Origin of the sequence: Salinirussus salinus, assembly GCF_009831455.1 — an archaeon.
GTDB classification, from domain to species: Archaea; Halobacteriota; Halobacteria; order Halobacteriales; family Haloarculaceae; genus Salinirussus; species Salinirussus salinus.
In genome coordinates, this window is sequence record NZ_WOWO01000004.1 from 572948 (window position 1) to 586806 (window position 13859).

The 13859-nt window shown below is 59.7% G+C and carries 16 protein-coding genes and 3 pseudogenes; 10 read left to right on the top strand and 9 right to left on the bottom strand.

The window, feature by feature from the left end; genetic code table 11:
• Positions 1–337 precede the first annotated feature (337 nt).
• The 3 genes from GN153_RS16740 to GN153_RS17840 form a co-directional block, all read right to left on the bottom strand.
• Complete coding sequence (locus GN153_RS16740) at positions 338–1141, bottom strand: nucleotidyl transferase AbiEii/AbiGii toxin family protein (protein WP_159904827.1); 804 nt, start codon at positions 1139–1141, stop codon at positions 338–340.
• Positions 1142–1146: 5 nt separating this feature from the next.
• Positions 1147–1977 carry a type IV toxin-antitoxin system AbiEi family antitoxin domain-containing protein gene (locus GN153_RS16745; protein WP_159904828.1) on the bottom strand — a complete coding sequence of 277 codons (831 nt, stop codon included), beginning with the start codon at positions 1975–1977 and terminating at the stop codon, positions 1147–1149.
• Positions 1978–2341: 364 nt separating this feature from the next.
• Positions 2342–2464: a hypothetical protein gene (locus GN153_RS17840; protein ID WP_268893133.1), complete on the bottom strand. Its 123-nt coding sequence runs from the start codon at positions 2462–2464 to the stop codon at positions 2342–2344.
• 117 nt (positions 2465–2581) lie between these two features.
• Here GN153_RS17840 and GN153_RS16750 point away from each other — a divergent pair, with 117 nt between their 5' ends.
• A complete protein-coding gene (locus tag GN153_RS16750) occupies positions 2582–2992 on the top strand; it encodes a helix-turn-helix domain-containing protein (RefSeq protein WP_159904829.1) in 411 nt (136 codons plus the stop codon).
• Positions 2993–3332: 340 nt separating this feature from the next.
• Here GN153_RS16750 and GN153_RS16755 read toward each other — a convergent pair whose 3' ends face one another.
• From GN153_RS16755 to GN153_RS16765, 3 genes are all read right to left on the bottom strand, one after another.
• The gene (locus GN153_RS16755; RefSeq protein WP_159905075.1) at positions 3333–4229 is read right to left on the bottom strand and encodes a DNA-binding protein; all 897 of its coding nucleotides are present in this window, start codon (positions 4227–4229) and stop codon (positions 3333–3335) included.
• A gap of 572 nt (positions 4230–4801) precedes the next feature.
• Positions 4802–6031: an RNA-guided endonuclease InsQ/TnpB family protein gene (locus GN153_RS16760; RefSeq protein ID WP_201287939.1), complete on the bottom strand. Its 1230-nt coding sequence runs from the start codon at positions 6029–6031 to the stop codon at positions 4802–4804.
• Positions 6032–6175 (bottom strand): DUF2080 family transposase-associated protein, encoded by a 144-nt coding sequence (locus tag GN153_RS16765; RefSeq protein WP_159904830.1) that lies wholly within the window; start codon positions 6173–6175, stop codon positions 6032–6034.
• 332 nt (positions 6176–6507) lie between these two features.
• Here GN153_RS16765 and GN153_RS16770 point away from each other — a divergent pair, with 332 nt between their 5' ends.
• Positions 6508–7764, top strand: coding sequence for an RNA-guided endonuclease InsQ/TnpB family protein (locus GN153_RS16770; protein ID WP_159904832.1), 1257 nt, complete (start codon positions 6508–6510; stop codon positions 7762–7764).
• Positions 7765–7889: 125 nt separating this feature from the next.
• On the opposite strand, the gene GN153_RS16775 is transcribed toward GN153_RS16770, so the two are convergent.
• Positions 7890–8318 carry a winged helix-turn-helix domain-containing protein gene (locus GN153_RS16775; protein WP_159904834.1) on the bottom strand — a complete coding sequence of 143 codons (429 nt, stop codon included), beginning with the start codon at positions 8316–8318 and terminating at the stop codon, positions 7890–7892.
• A 98-nt stretch (positions 8319–8416) separates the two neighbouring features.
• On the opposite strand from GN153_RS16775, the gene GN153_RS16780 reads away from it, so the two are divergent.
• Both GN153_RS16780 and GN153_RS16785 read left to right on the top strand, forming a co-directional pair.
• On the top strand, positions 8417–9037 hold the full coding sequence (locus tag GN153_RS16780; protein WP_159904836.1) for a DUF7509 family protein: 621 nt from the start codon (positions 8417–8419) through the stop codon (positions 9035–9037).
• 314 nt (positions 9038–9351) lie between these two features.
• Positions 9352–10083: pseudogene (locus tag GN153_RS16785) on the top strand (RNA-guided endonuclease InsQ/TnpB family protein); the annotation flags it as partial.
• A gap of 124 nt (positions 10084–10207) precedes the next feature.
• On the opposite strand, the pseudogene GN153_RS16790 reads toward GN153_RS16785, so the two are convergent.
• A pseudogene (locus GN153_RS16790) lies at positions 10208–10348 on the bottom strand (type II toxin-antitoxin system RelE family toxin); the annotation flags it as partial.
• On the bottom strand, positions 10341–10622 hold the full coding sequence (locus GN153_RS16795) for a ribbon-helix-helix domain-containing protein (protein ID WP_159904838.1): 282 nt from the start codon (positions 10620–10622) through the stop codon (positions 10341–10343). The pseudogene GN153_RS16790 and the gene GN153_RS16795, both read right to left, overlap by 8 nt.
• A gap of 124 nt (positions 10623–10746) precedes the next feature.
• On the opposite strand from GN153_RS16795, the gene GN153_RS16800 reads away from it, so the two are divergent.
• The 6 genes and pseudogenes from GN153_RS16800 to GN153_RS16825 all read left to right on the top strand — a co-directional run bounded on the left by GN153_RS16800 (position 10747) and on the right by GN153_RS16825 (position 13764).
• A complete protein-coding gene (locus tag GN153_RS16800; protein ID WP_159904840.1) occupies positions 10747–11040 on the top strand; it encodes a toxin-antitoxin system TumE family protein in 294 nt (97 codons plus the stop codon).
• 30 nt (positions 11041–11070) lie between these two features.
• Positions 11071–11475 (top strand): HVO_A0114 family putative DNA-binding protein, encoded by a 405-nt coding sequence (locus GN153_RS16805; RefSeq protein WP_159904842.1) that lies wholly within the window; start codon positions 11071–11073, stop codon positions 11473–11475.
• A gap of 429 nt (positions 11476–11904) precedes the next feature.
• Positions 11905–12438 carry a DUF7342 family protein gene (locus tag GN153_RS16810; protein WP_159904844.1) on the top strand — a complete coding sequence of 178 codons (534 nt, stop codon included), beginning with the start codon at positions 11905–11907 and terminating at the stop codon, positions 12436–12438.
• An 8-nt stretch (positions 12439–12446) separates the two neighbouring features.
• Positions 12447–12879 (top strand): annotated as a pseudogene (locus tag GN153_RS16815) (hypothetical protein).
• A gap of 81 nt (positions 12880–12960) precedes the next feature.
• Positions 12961–13251 (top strand): UPF0175 family protein, encoded by a 291-nt coding sequence (locus GN153_RS16820; protein ID WP_159904846.1) that lies wholly within the window; start codon positions 12961–12963, stop codon positions 13249–13251.
• Positions 13252–13764, top strand: coding sequence for a DUF3368 domain-containing protein (locus GN153_RS16825; protein WP_159904848.1), 513 nt, complete (start codon positions 13252–13254; stop codon positions 13762–13764).
• Positions 13765–13859: the final 95 nt, after the last annotated feature.

The following is a 13859-nucleotide window of genomic DNA, read 5'->3' on the forward strand; positions in this document are numbered from 1 at the left end:
GGTACTCGTGGGCTGTTGGGTCCGCGTGGCTCGCATTTCGGACGCGGATATCGCCTTCGATGAGTGAGAACTGTAGCGCCTCGTACTGGGCGCGTTTGAGTATGCGTGGCGTCCATTCTAGTCCTGAGAGTGGGTGTGTGGGATTGAGCATCGGTATCCAGGGCTGGTGAGCCCCGCCCCTCTGGGGGCTGATTCCGCGAGGCTGAAATGCGCCTCCGCCCTCAGCGGGCGCTCAAAAACTTAACCAACTTGTCGGCCAGATCTCCAGAATTGTTGGTTAATTGCCAGAAACCCGGATGTGAACCTATCGGTCACCTATACCGATATCGGCCGTTGCCTACGACGATCCCTGTTGGGAGATCGCCGTGTCCAACTGTTCCCAGACCATCTCGAACGCCGGCGGATCACCGGTCAGATCCGGCAGCGTGGTCTCCCACTGGTAGCGGATCGTCTCTTGTTGCTCGTCTGGGAGTCCGTCGTTCAGATCACCGGTGAGCCCATCGTGTTTGCACTTCGCGTCGAAGGCGGGCCCCACGTCGGCAAAGTTGATGTTGACCGAATCGGTTTCGAGCAGCTGATAGAGGTCATAGTAGTCACGGGCGGCTCCGCGCTGGTAGAGCGCTCGGAGCTTTTCGGCGAAGATCTCCTCGACGCTGTACGCCTGAAGGTCGAATTCGGGCACGTCTTCGTACGCGTGAGTGCGCTGAACAGGGTCGAAAGAGACGTGCTCGTCGACCATCACGTCGATGCTGGTCGTGTTGGGGTGGTTGAGGACGGCCCGGTACTGAATGCTGATGTCGACATAGTGGGTCGGGTAGTGGTCCTGCTGGGATTCGTGGTGCTCTCGAATCTCGAATTCGATGCCAGAGCGGTCGGCAATCGCATCGAGGACCGTTCGGAGCTCTTGTTTGGACCCCTGGTACTCCCCTTCGACGCCAAAGTCGAGGTCCTCCGAGAATCGCCACGACTGCGGGAAATACAGTTTGGACAGCGCGGTTCCGCCTTTGAACAGGAGGTTGTCCCCGTAGTCGCTCGTGAAGATGCCCCAGAGGAGCCACGAATTGACGTAGTTCTTTTCGGCGTATCCTTGCCGAACGCCCAGCTCGCGAGCGAGAATCCGGAGCCGGTCCTGACTGATCACCGCGATCAGGACTCCGTCGGCTCCAGCATGGCTGGTTCGACGTTGATCCGGAGGCGATACGTGCTGTCGGTCGATCCGGTGTCGGGCCGCGTGGGGTCCAGCAGCGAGTAGCCACTTGTGAACGAGGCGACGAGTTCCTTGCGGGCGGGGAGGTCGATGCCGAGCTGTTCGGCGAGGTAGACGATCCGTTTGGTCGCAGCGCCGTTATCGAGGCGTTTGAGGTACTCGCCGACAGTGACCCAGTCGCAACCCCGTTCGTCGGCGGTGCGCATCGCGGGTGCGAGTTCCCGAAGGCCACCACAGAACTCGGGGTGGTCCGCACAGTCGACCAGCGTCTTCTCCAGGTCGCTGATCTGCACGGTCGTGCCCTCGATCGATGTCGGCTCAAAGCCGAAGAATTTCCGCTCGGTGATTGTCGTGACGCGGTACGGGACGCCGTGGATCTCTCGGCTTTGCGCTCGGGTCGGCGTGACGACGTACACTGTCCGGGGGACCTGTTCAGTCAGCCCGTGGTGGCTGAGGGCGCTGTAGTAGCCGATATACATCGGCTCGGCGACGTGGGCCGCGATGAGGTACTCGTGGGTTGTGTACACGGCTGCCCCGCCGGCAGTGAGTGGAATGATGAGATATGTGCCCGGGAAGAGCCGGTCGAGCCAGCCCTTCTCGGTGAGCCGGGAGGCAATCTCGCGGGCGGTGTTTGGGGGGACCTCCAGCGTCGTCTCGATGTCGTCGATGGAGATGATCTGGTGACCCGCGCCAGCGAGTCGTGCAAGGAGTCGACTTTCTCGAGTCGAGAGGCCCTGGCGTATATTTTGCGATTGTTTTATGGCACTCATACCTGCGTTTCCTACATAGAGTATACACATTGGTCTGCTTTAGCCTTGCGACTGCCACGGACGACGGAGACGAGCAGGCTTAACCAACGAAATTGGGGCGTGGAACCGAGCGTTCCCCGGTGTGCCACCGGTTTCCTCCGAGTGCGGGTTGGAACCTCGAAGGCCGCGACGTGACATCCTCCGCGCCGTAAACGGCGCGGCTTCCCTGCATGGGAATACCGGCTAACTGCCGGCAGAGGGTTCCGACCCGACCTCTCCGAGCGTCATCTGCCGTGGTTGGCTCTACTCGGTGGGGGTCGCGGCGCTGTCACAGGCGCTCCCATCCCGTGAGATGTCATCGCCCGCCGTGAACGGCGGGATTCTCTCAAGATAGTTCGGCGACACTCTGCTTCAGCGCCTCGTACTCCTCAGGGGTGAGCGAGGTCTCGTGGAGGTGCGCCTCGGCACGCTCGGCAATATCTTCGACAGTAATCGAATTCTCGCTCATGTGATGGGATTCTTTTCCACTAATTTGAATGCGTCAACCGAAACGGTCAGCGTACCGCTTTAGACCAATTCGTATTTGGATGAAACACTTTCCCCTGGCCGCCACGAAGATAAGCCGATGAGTACCCCTGATGAGGCCACGAGCGATCTTGACACCGTCCGCGAGCGACTCAACGTCGTCACTCAGGAGACTCGGTTTTCGCTCGTCCAGGACATTCTCGGGCACCCGTCCGGATTGCCGACGCTGAAGGAACTGGACTATGTCAATCCGAGCCGGAGTCAAACGACGATCCGCCAGCATTTGCAGCGCCTCGTTGACGCCGGTATTGTCGAGAAGGTCGAACTCCCCGAGGGCCACCGGCAGAACGATCTGCCGTACACGTTCTATGGGATCAGCGAGGAGGGGCGTCGATTCCTCCAGGAGCACAAGCTCCTGCGCGCTGAGGGGACGCTTCAGGATATCTACGACCGGGTCGAGAAGACTACCGAAATCGAGCGCTACGAGTCAGCCCCGCGTCCTGAGCCGTAGGTGAATCTGGTTTTATTTGGTCTGGTGAGATTGACTGCTTGTGACCTGCTACATGGCCTGCGCTCCCAACGTTCGTCTCGAACGATTCCCCGCAGGTGTCGCATGTGTAGTCTCCTTCGATTTCCATGCGTAACTCCGAGTGCTGGTGCGCCCGCACCCCTCCAGGGGTCAGACAAACACGCCCGGTCGCGCACACCTTCTCCCGTTTTCTATTATAAATGTCAGACCGACACCCAAGGTCGTGGCTGCGCGCGCAGCGTAGCGAGCACGGAGCGGAGGGTGGGGCGGTGGGGTCTGGGTCGGTCCGGCATGTAGCAAAAAAGAGGGCTGCGACGACTGGCTATTCCCACCGGTGACCGCGCTCCGGGAAATGCAGGGTCGACCACCCAGTGACGGCTAGTGAGACGCGCCCTTCGTACCAATTTCTCGCCGCTCCGTGGATGCGCACCTGTTCGCCTTCTTCGATCCACGGGGCATTCGATTTCTCCCAAATCGTCACCTTGGTTTGCCCACTCTCGTCCGCGATGAGGCCAACTTGAGCGATGGCTGGTGAGTCACTGTCCCAGAGCACCTCTATTTGACCTTCGATGCTCACCTCTTTGCGATTGACGTCCTCGAGCTTCCCGATGGGAACCACCTGCCCTGGGGCTGTCTCCAGGGCCTCGAACACCTCGATGACCGCACTCGACAACTCCTGTCTGTCAGCCACGGCTTCACCCAGCCGCCGTCCGATGGCTGCCCGCGACCAGCCATCCAGTCGTTCCGCCAGCCGCATCGACTGCCTGTTCACCGCCGCCAGTTCCCTCTGGGTGAGCCCCGCCCGGGGGTCCTCGCGCTCCGGGTCTGCCCACGGGTCCACGCTTGCCGCCCGCTTCTGGAACTTTGTCCGCCGCCTGACGCTCCCCCGCGCTGCCACCGCCCGTGTCCGCTGCTCACGTCCCTCCTGTGTCCCCAGTTCGGCCTGTGCACTGATCCGCTCCAATTCAGCCTCCCGTGCCCTGATACGCTCTTCCTGTTCGAGGGTGACGCCGTGAATCCGTGCCTCGCTCGTGTCCGCGATCCCGTCCGGGTGATTCGCATCCACCTTTGCCTGGACCTCCTGTTCGACCCCCGCCTCGAACGCCGGCGTCTCCTCGACAACCGCCATCCCATCCGCATCGACCGCCGCACGTCCCACTTGTTCGAACGCCTGTTCGTCAACCGAAACGACCTTGCCACGTGTGTTGTTACTAGACATTGGAATCTGCCTGATTCCGAAGGCGCGCACGCGCCACCACCGCGATGCTGCTACATCGCGGTTTTCCGACGACATCGACCGACAGACTCGTCTCCGCGCTCTCGCTCGCGCCTTCGCGAGCGCCTCCCGGGCGCGAGCGAGAGCGCACTCGAGAGACCCACCAACCAGCACCGCGCGCCGCCCTGCCGAGCGAAGCGAGGCAGGGCCCGGCAGACGAACGGAGTGCGTCTGCCGGGCTCCGCCCGGCGCAAACGGCCAGCGGAGTAAGCGTGCCCGCGTTCCGAGCACCTACTGGAGCGCAGGTCCCGGCTCGCTTACCCGCTGGCGGCAAACCGGATGCCCGGCAGGACCCGCACCTACTGGAGCGGAAGCCCGCCCGGAACGGTCGGTGCCGAGTGCCGCAACGGCTGGAGGCAGCGCGCGGGGCGGGCCGTTAGGTGGATCGCCTCGGGTCAAGTGGTTCGAGAGACCGACGGTCTCTCGTCATCACGAAAATCTTCGATTTTCGAACGACCCCGAGCCACTCGGTCTGCTCCGCCTGTAGCGTGGTTCAGCGTGACTTCCTCCCCACCCTACTCGCTCACCGCTGACGCGGTTCGCTCCTTGAGGGTGGGGCTTCCTGCTTCCACGACGCGCTTTGCAGACACCGAATCGGTGTCCGTAGGGAGCGCAGTCTCCACAGGCGTTGATTCGGGACAGCCCGTCCCTACCTGTTCGAGACCGCGAGAAAGAATGTTCCACGACGCATTCGCGTCTCTGTCCGCCTCAAACCCACACGACGGACACGAATGCTCGCGTACCCACAACGGTTTGTCCGTCTCGACGCCACATGACGCGCACCCTTTGGTCGTGCCTCGGGGGTCCACGGCGACGAAGTGCGTTCCTTCCCGCTCACACTTGTATTCGAGCATTCGCAGGAACGTCCCCCATGAGGCCCCGGCGCGGTTCCGAGAGTTGCCCGGAAGTTCGACCAGTCCCTTCGCGTCCAAGTCCTCGACCGCCACAAGGTCGTACTCACGGGCGTAGTACGCCGAGAGTTTGTGCAGGAAGTCACGTCGCTTGCGCTTCAGGTCGGCGTGGCGTCGAGCGACCGTCTTGCGTTGTTCCTCCCAGTTGTTCGAGCCGTGTTCCTTCCGCGAGAGATTACGTTGAGCGCGTTCCAACCGCTCGCGTTCCTCGGAGAAGTCCGGCGACTCGACAGCGGTCCCGTCGCTATCGTGGACGTATTTCAGGATACCAACGTCGATGCCAACTGCGTCAGTCACTTCGTCGGGCTTCTCGGGTGGGTCGTTGGGCGTTTCGACGCCGAGGATGGCGTACCAGTTGCCGGTGGGTTCGCGTTTGACCGTGACGGTCTTGATGGTGGCGTCGTCGGGCAGGTCGCGGTGGAACGTGATGGGAATGTCACCAATCTTCGAGAGCCAGAGTCGAGTCCGACCACTCGTGTTTTTGAGTTTGAAGCCGGACTGACTGTAGGTGAACGATTGGTACTCTCCCGGTGCTTTCCACTTCAACTCCCCGACGCTGTAGCCGTTCTGCTTCCGGCCTTTGAGTGTCGAGAGGTTGTCGTACAACCGCTGGACGACTTTCTGCAACACCTTCGAGTGAACGTCTCGCAGGTCGGTCCACCAGTTTTTCAGGTCCGGCAGGCGCTTCTGCTCGGAGTACGATGAAGTGTCGTCGTGGCGGTTGAGGCGGTGGAGGAAATGGTTGTAGACCTGCCTACAGGTATCGACAGTCCACGCTAATCGCTCGCGGAGGTTGTCAGACGGGTTTAGCCGATACCTGTAGTTGTAGTTCATCTATTCGTCGTCGGGGTCAGAAGTACGGACGACTTTCACGTCCGCACCACGCCAGCGTTTCGGGACGTAGACGTGAGCGCCGTTGCCGGTGGCTTTCACGTCGCCGTCCACAACTTCGTGGCCGTTGATTGTGAACCGTTCCATGTACGATGTAGATACATTGTCGGGATTGATAAACGTGCCGGTTGGCCTGTGGGCCGGTCGTTGCGGAGTGTATGTGAGACGATGACGGCGCTGTATCCCCGTCCTACTGCGCTACTCGGTCGCTTCGCTCCCTGCGTTGCTCCTTGAGGACGGGGCATTAGCGCCTAAATTTTAGGTAATTCAAGGTGGAGCCTCCGGCCTCAAGGAGCGACCGAAGCGTAGCGGAGGGAGCGAGTAGGCCGGAGAGGAAGCCGACATGGCACGACACAACCGGCATACTACGACCGACCGACTCCCGAACGTGTAAGTACCGTCGCCACTTCTCTGAAGTCATGGACGTGCGTCGAACCGCCGTCGTGAAACTCGCTGTTTCCGACGAGCAACGCGACGCACTCCACCGAACCGCTGACCAATACCTGTACTGCGCGAAGCGAACCGCCGACTACTGCTGGTCCAACACCTCCTACACCGAGTGCAAGACCAACAAACGGCAGGTTCGAGACGCGCTCTACCCCGAACTTCGAGAGGAGACGGACCTACAGGCACAACTCGTCCAAGCCGCGATTCGCCGCGCCGTCGAAGCCGTCAAAGCGTGTGTCGGCCGCTGGAAGAAGGGACAGCGCGTCTCTTGTCCCACGTTCACCGCCGAAACGCTGGACTACGACACGCGGAGCGCGACATTCTTCCGCAACAAGGTGTCGCTGGCAACCGTTGAAGGCCGGGTCGAACCCTCGTTCGTTCTCCCGGCAGACAGTCCAACACCATACGAACAGTACGTACTCTCCGAAGACTACGAGTTCCGTGAGAGTACGCTTCGATACGACGCAGCAACCGACGAGTTTTACCTTCACATCTCGACGCGGCGGTGTGAGTCGGACGGCGACGACGCAGAGGGGTCGGCAGATACCGGGCACCCCGACCAGACGGTCCTCGGTATCGACCTCGGCGTCACCAGCCTTGCCGTCTCCTCAACAGGACGCTTCTGGCAAGGAGACGACTACGATCACTGGTGCCGCGAGTTCGAAAAACGACGAGGTGAGATGCAACAGTGCGGGACACAAGCGTCTCATAACGCCTTGCTTCGACTCGGCAAACGCGAAGAAGCATGGTGCAAACAGTACATCCACACCGTCGCCAACGAACTCGTCACGGAAGCCGTCGAACACGACTGCGACGTAATCGCGTTCGAGGACTTGACCGACATACGCGAGCGACTTCCACACGCGAACTGGCACCACATATGGGCGTTCCGACGCCTGTTCGAGTACGTCTCCTATAAAGCACCTGAACGGAGTATCTCCGTGGAGCAAGTTGAACCTGCCCACACGTCCCAACGCTGTTCTCGGACGGACTGTGGGTTCACGCACGAGGACAACCGCCACGGCGAACGCTTCGAGTGCCAGAAGTGCGGGTATGAGGTGAACGCGGACTACAACGGCGCGAAGAACATCGGGCTACGGTACGCCCGGAAGCGAACACATAGACTCCGGTCCTCGCCCACGTCGGGGAGCGGAGACGCACCAGTAGACGTGCGTGTGAATGGTGGGACGTTGAACGGCGAGAGTCACCGGCCTATTGCTGGCGACTGAGTGCCGGGAGTCCACATCAAAGCCCCTCCCTCAAGGACCGAGGTGCGTATGCGCTGAGGGAGTAGGGTGGGGTAGTTTACAACCGTGAGTTCACCACTTGCGGCAACAGCTGTCGGGTGACGCGGCTACTCTCTCTCGCTAGTTCGCCCGCTTGTACTGTCGTACAACGCTTCGAAGGATTGCTCACCGCGGATTAGCTCATCGACACCGTCGGTGAGCACCACTTCCCCGAACACTGTCGCCCGGTAATAGGTGTACAGCCCGTCCTGTCCGCGCTCTGTCCGCTGGCGCTTCTCGATGAGGCCGACATCGACGAGCTCGTTGAGGTGGTAGTGGAGTGTGCTGTCGTCGATCCCGATCGCGTTCTCAAGTTCTTTCGGGCTCAGCTCGCCGCTGTGGACGAGTCGGTAGAGGACCTCGTAGCGGGTCCGGTGCCCGACAGCGGCGTGCATTGCGAGGTACTCATCGAGGCTGAGAACGCTCTCTTTGGGCAGCAAGTCTGCCGGATCGTCTGGGGCATCGTCACCGACTGTCCGCGTGTGATCCGTCGCCATCGTACGTCAAACTACGAGTCCGAGATGCTTAGTCGTTATCAAGCCGAGAAGTCTCAAAAATACCATTTTTTATATACTACTGTCAACTATAGCTGCCTATGACAACTGGCATCACACGCGAGAGGATCGCCGACCGGCTCGGGCACGTGAAATATGACCGGTTTCTGTTCTACCTGATGGGGCCGTACAAGTCGTTCAATCTCAATTATGTGCTCAGTGAGGAGGAACGTCGTGGGATCGATGTTGAGGATTTACCCGGTCCATTACGCCAGCTGTTCAAGAATAAAGATGACGTGAATGCCGCGAAAGCACTCTTGCGACGGATCCAAGGCAAGCTTCGCACCGAGCCAGGAGTGAACGCGTTTCTTGCGCTGGACGTTGATATCGATACAGACGATGTGGATGCCGTGACACAGAGTATCAAGTACGCACGGTGTAGCAATGCAACCGCGTTCGTTGTCCCCTTTCTCGGGCACAACTTTGGCGTCGGAGAAGAAGCCGGCAGCATCCTCGAAAATATCGCGGACACACACGGCGAACGGTTGCTTTTCGTCCACGAAGATGACGTGACGAGTGCGATGATCCGGTCGGCGCCAGTCAGATGGGATCTGCGGGTCGAAACCTACGAGAACGAAGGCGAACTTGTCTCGAAACTTCGCCGGTTCGCTGGTGGGATCATGCATCGCGAACGACGTGGGGAGCTCGGCCACCCGGAGTGAACTACCCCTATCTCCTTTTCCGAACGAGGTGCGCACGCGGAGGGTGGCAAGGCGCGCGGGGCGTGACTTAACATTGTACGGAAATGCCCCAGTCCACAGCAACAAACAATCAAACAACTATTTTCCAACAGCCCCAACACTAGTCTATGTCGAGCGGTACTATCGATATCGAGGAGTTCGAGAACGCTGACGCCGACGAATTCGAGGAACGGAATGACACCGAGCGGATCGTGATGTTCCTCGACAAGAATGACGATCGTGCGTGGAAGGCAGCGACGATTGCCGATCAACTCGAGTTAGAGACGGACGCCGTTAGCTTCATCCACGACTCGGATGGACGTTCCGTCGGGAGACTTGACTTGTCCGACGAGCGAGAACGGCTCGAACGCGAGCAACGCTCGCTCTCGCGGAAGGAATATGAGTCGAACAACTGGGAGAAACAACGACGATGTGTAGCGAAGGTTCACGCGCAGATGTCGAACAAGAAGCACGACTTCAAGCACAAACTCGCGCACTTCTACACCACGGAGTACGACGCCGTGTTCGTCGAAAACCTCAACGTGAAAGGGATGCTCGAATCCTCGGAGAACGCGCGGAACAAGGCCGAGGTTGGCTGGCGCGACTTCATCACGATTCTCGAACATCACGGTGAGAAGAACGGATGTCACGTCGTGCAGGTTGACCCGCGCGGGACGACCAAGGAATGCGCGTCGTGTGGCGTTGAAGCGCGCAAGCCGTTGTGGGCGCGCGAGCATTCGTGCCCGACGTGTGGGTTCGAACTTGATAGAGATTGGAACGCGGCTCTCAACGTCCTCAACAGGGGACTCGACAAACTAGGAGTGGTTCACTCCGAAGCAACGTCCCCAGAAATTGAAGATTTCTGGTGTGCGAACGAATCGCAGAGCGATTCGTTAACGCCTGTGGAGGCTGCGACCGCTGTGTCTACTGACGGTGGCGATTCATCGTCCATCGTCGTGGATGCAAGTCGCGTCGTAGAAGCAGGAAGCCCCGCCCTCAAGGAAGCAACGCGAAGCGTTGCTGAGTAGGGCGGGGTAGTTCACTCCAGGGATACGGGTTTCGGCCCGCTATGACTTGGTACCCCTCTCGAAGCCAACCAGTCGGTACACAACACCTGCGCTAGACAAGAAACTATTCTTCGAAGTAAGAATTATAGTCCGGCGGGTCGCGCCACGGCGAGGAGACGATTTCGTCGAGCTTGTCGAGTATCCGGTCTTGGTTGGCGGGGGACAGTCCGTCGAGGTCGTCTTCGGCTGTCGAGGAGAGTTCCCACGTCCACCCGTCGTCACTCATCGCTCGTGCCGAACCGCTCGCGGGCCTCTTCGGCACTCGTCGTTCGCCCTTCACGGACGTCTTCCTCGGCTTCAAGCAGGGCGACGAGTTCGTCGCGGTCGAACGTTGGGAACTCGACGGCGTCCCGAAGCGTGTACCGGATGAATTCGCTTCGACTGTTGAACCCGCGTCCCTGCCACGTGTCGTCGATCTGTTTGAGGAACGACTCGGTGACTTTGAAGTTGACCGTGGCGATGTCGTTCTCGCCGTCGTCGTCCGTAGCCGCTTCAGACATATGAACGTAATACTCCTGTCTTACCGATAGACGTTTCGGCGGAATCTCACCAATCGCTCTCTGCCACATATGATGTTACACACCACAACACTCATTATGATGTGGTGGGTAACATCAGTTGTCGATGGCACCCGATGAGGACGTGCGCGTGTTGGAAGATACGGAACGGCGCTTTGAGGATGGTACCGCTCTCCGTGTCCGCGTGCTGGCTGTGCCGGATTCAGAGAAGTTTCCGGACGGCGTCAAGTACCGTCTTCATTACGGTACTGAAGGCGGGAAGACGCTAATTCGGTACGACAACTCTCACGGCGTGCACGAGCGACACACGCCTAATGGGATTGACGAAGACTACGAATTCCCTGGCTACGATGCCGTCCAAGAGCGGTTCTGGGACGAGATCGAACAGTTCCGGGACTAAGAGGGAGCCACCACAGGAAAACAGAAAACTATGACGCAGAACACGCTCATCGTGACCGTTGAATCGATCGGCGCTGTCAAGCAGCGCACTTCTGACGCGTTCGAGCAAGCGCTCGGTGATAACACCCGCGACGAGGACTCACCTCGTCGCCTGAGCTTTGAGACAACCGACCAGCTCGCCCAGGTCTTCACGCCACGTGCGATCGACCTACTCCAAGCAATAGCGCAAGAAGAGCCCGCAAGCATCCGCGAGGCCGCCCGTCTCGTAGATCGGGACATTAAGCAGGTGTCGGAGAATCTGGAACGGCTCGAAGAGTACGGTGTCGTGGAGTTCCTCAACGAAGGACGCGCGAAGCGACCTGTCGTCCCTTACGACGAAATCGATATCCGACTTCCGCTTCGAGGGGCCGTAGAGAGGGATGCAGCTCCGGCGTGACCTTGGTGTTGATGAGGTCAGACAAACAGGCCAGGGCTACTACTCGTCTGTCGAGTGTTCGCTCTCTGCTGGAAAGACAGTCTGGTCGACACTTCCTTCATAGCGGTGGCAGCGCGGAAACCCACGAGTGTAGCCGTAGGAAGCGCGTCGGATGGGCTGGCGACCACCGCGCTCTGGCCGGCGACGGTTTCGTCACCGACCGTCGGCGTCTGATCCGTAGCCATCGCACATCAGGCTACGAATCCGAGGTGCTTAGCCGCTATCAAGCCGAGAACTCCCAAAAATACTCCTTTTTATATCTGCTGTTGTACGTAGTTGCCTATGGATTGATGCCCGCTTGAAGCCAACCAGCCGGTACACAACACTTGCGCTAGACAAGAAACTATTCCTCGAAGTAAGAATTATATCTTTTACCCCGCAATCCAAAGTATGTCTGAGATAGATGCTGGCGATGGGCCACCCTCATTCGAGGACGCGTTCGCCAGCGACGACGCCGAACAACGTATCTATGGCACTATCCTGCAGATCCGCGAGCCGACGACGGCGAGCGCGATCGCCGACATCACCGACTGTGACCCCAAGACCGCCCGGAAGTACCTTGGCTGGTTCGAGGACCTGGGGATCGTCACCAGACACGATGGCCATCCGGCCACCTACGAACGGAACGACGCGTATTTCGAGTGGCGACGCATCAACCAGCTGGCAGCCGACCATTCCGTCGAGGACCTGCAGGATCGCGTTCGTGAGTTGACGACGCGCATCACCGAATACGAGTCGACGTACGACGCCGCGTCACCGGCCGCAGTCGACGCCGTCGCCACCGCGGAGGGCAGCGATGAGCGGACCATCGACGACGTGTACAGCGACCTCGCCGACTGGGCGACCGCCCGCGAGGAACGTGACCGTTACGAGCGCGCCCGCCAGCAACGCATGGGTGACGAGCGCGAACAGGCATCCGGGTAGCCCGCTCGATGGTGCCACCGACAGGCGATGGAGGGAGCCCTGCCCCCATCTCGCCCAATCCTCGAATTCCTCCAGACGCGGTTCCAAGCGACGAGGCAGGTCTCTCGAGCGACTGTCACGGATACAAGCGGTCATCTGGAACTCCGCGTCGTCTTTGCCCCATCGTATTATCCAGCAACCGTCGACTGTGCCTCGTCGACGGTTCGCTGGTACAGGAACGACGACTTCAAACTTCACTACCGAGAGCAGCACGCGGACCACGCCTGGGAGTGCCGATGGGACCGGCACCCGAATCCGCACAACACACGGGATCACTTCCATCCCCCGCCCACTGCCCCGACGCCCGGCCAGGACGCATCGTGGCCAGACGACCACCGTGACGTCGTTGCGCTTGCCCTCGAAGACATCGAAGACCGAATCGCCACCCTCTGGAGCGAGTAGGGGCTACGGTCGTTGTTGGACACCGTAGACATCGGTCGAGGCGTCGACAGGCTTGTATGCGTTGCATACAATGTACACAGTATGGGAACGATCTCGGCACGCGTGCCCGACGAGTTAGAGGCTGAACTCGAAGCGTATCTCGAGGAGGAAAATCTCGACCGGAGCACGGCTGTTCGCAAACTTCTTTCAGAGGGGCTCGACGAATGGCGCCGCGAACAGGCCCTCGACAAGCTTGCGGCTGGCTCGATCACGTTCAGCAAGGCGGCTGAGCTGGCTGGGATGTCCGTCTGGGACTTCGCCCAACTCGCGAAAGAGCGGAATATCACCTGGGTTGCAGACGACCACCTCAACGCCGACCTTGAGGCGCTGTGAATGTGGGTCTTCGACGCGACACCGCTCATTTATCTCGCGAAAATCCAGCGACTCGGACTTGTCGCTCACCTCGAGGCGTCATGTGCCATCCCCGAACGTGTATACGATGAAGTCGTCGCTACCGGTCTCGAAGAAGGTTACCCGGACGCTCGTCGGATTGAGCGTCAAGTCGACGCGGACTGCTTCGAGGTCGTCGCAGCGGAGACAACGCCACTGTATTCGCGTCTCCAGGGGAACACCAATCTCAGTGATGCTGACGTCGCTGTCCTGGCTTATGCCGACGCCCACGACGGGACTGCCGTGATGGACGAGACCTATGGGCGTGATGTTGCTGCCGCTGAGGAACTCACTACTCGGGGTACAGCCTTTCTCGTCATGAAGTGGACGAAACAAGGCGCAATTGGTGGTGACGATGCACGAACTATCATCGATGCGATGATCGACGAGGGATGGTACTGTGCGCTCGAGATCTACACGAAGATCGTACAGAAGCTTGAATCGATCTCTGAGTAACACCACCGCTGTCCGGGTGAATGTGTCTCGGGCTACGTCAACGATCTCCGAGAGTAAAACAAGGCGCTCGAACTCTCGGTGTTACTCCTGATTTC

Excerpts from the sequence above, each read along its gene's own strand:
- GN153_RS16745 (WP_159904828.1), bottom strand. The coding sequence starts at position 1,977 with ATGAGTGCCATAAAACAATCGCAAAATATACGCCAGGGCCTCTCGACT.
- GN153_RS17840 (WP_268893133.1), bottom strand. The coding sequence starts at position 2,464 with ATGAGCGAGAATTCGATTACTGTCGAAGATATTGCCGAGCGTGCCGAG.
- GN153_RS16750 (WP_159904829.1), top strand. The coding sequence starts at position 2,582 with ATGAGTACCCCTGATGAGGCCACGAGCGATCTTGACACCGTCCGCGAG.
- GN153_RS16755 (WP_159905075.1), bottom strand. The coding sequence starts at position 4,229 with ATGTCTAGTAACAACACACGTGGCAAGGTCGTTTCGGTTGACGAACAG.
- GN153_RS16760 (WP_201287939.1), bottom strand. The coding sequence starts at position 6,031 with ATGAACTACAACTACAGGTATCGGCTAAACCCGTCTGACAACCTCCGC.
- GN153_RS16765 (WP_159904830.1), bottom strand. The coding sequence starts at position 6,175 with ATGGAACGGTTCACAATCAACGGCCACGAAGTTGTGGACGGCGACGTG.
- GN153_RS16770 (WP_159904832.1), top strand. The coding sequence starts at position 6,508 with ATGGACGTGCGTCGAACCGCCGTCGTGAAACTCGCTGTTTCCGACGAG.
- GN153_RS16775 (WP_159904834.1), bottom strand. The coding sequence starts at position 8,318 with ATGGCGACGGATCACACGCGGACAGTCGGTGACGATGCCCCAGACGAT.
- GN153_RS16780 (WP_159904836.1), top strand. The coding sequence starts at position 8,417 with ATGACAACTGGCATCACACGCGAGAGGATCGCCGACCGGCTCGGGCAC.
- GN153_RS16795 (WP_159904838.1), bottom strand. The coding sequence starts at position 10,622 with ATGTCTGAAGCGGCTACGGACGACGACGGCGAGAACGACATCGCCACG.
- GN153_RS16800 (WP_159904840.1), top strand. The coding sequence starts at position 10,747 with ATGGCACCCGATGAGGACGTGCGCGTGTTGGAAGATACGGAACGGCGC.
- GN153_RS16805 (WP_159904842.1), top strand. The coding sequence starts at position 11,071 with ATGACGCAGAACACGCTCATCGTGACCGTTGAATCGATCGGCGCTGTC.
- GN153_RS16810 (WP_159904844.1), top strand. The coding sequence starts at position 11,905 with ATGTCTGAGATAGATGCTGGCGATGGGCCACCCTCATTCGAGGACGCG.
- GN153_RS16820 (WP_159904846.1), top strand. The coding sequence starts at position 12,961 with ATGGGAACGATCTCGGCACGCGTGCCCGACGAGTTAGAGGCTGAACTC.
- GN153_RS16825 (WP_159904848.1), top strand. The coding sequence starts at position 13,252 with ATGTGGGTCTTCGACGCGACACCGCTCATTTATCTCGCGAAAATCCAG.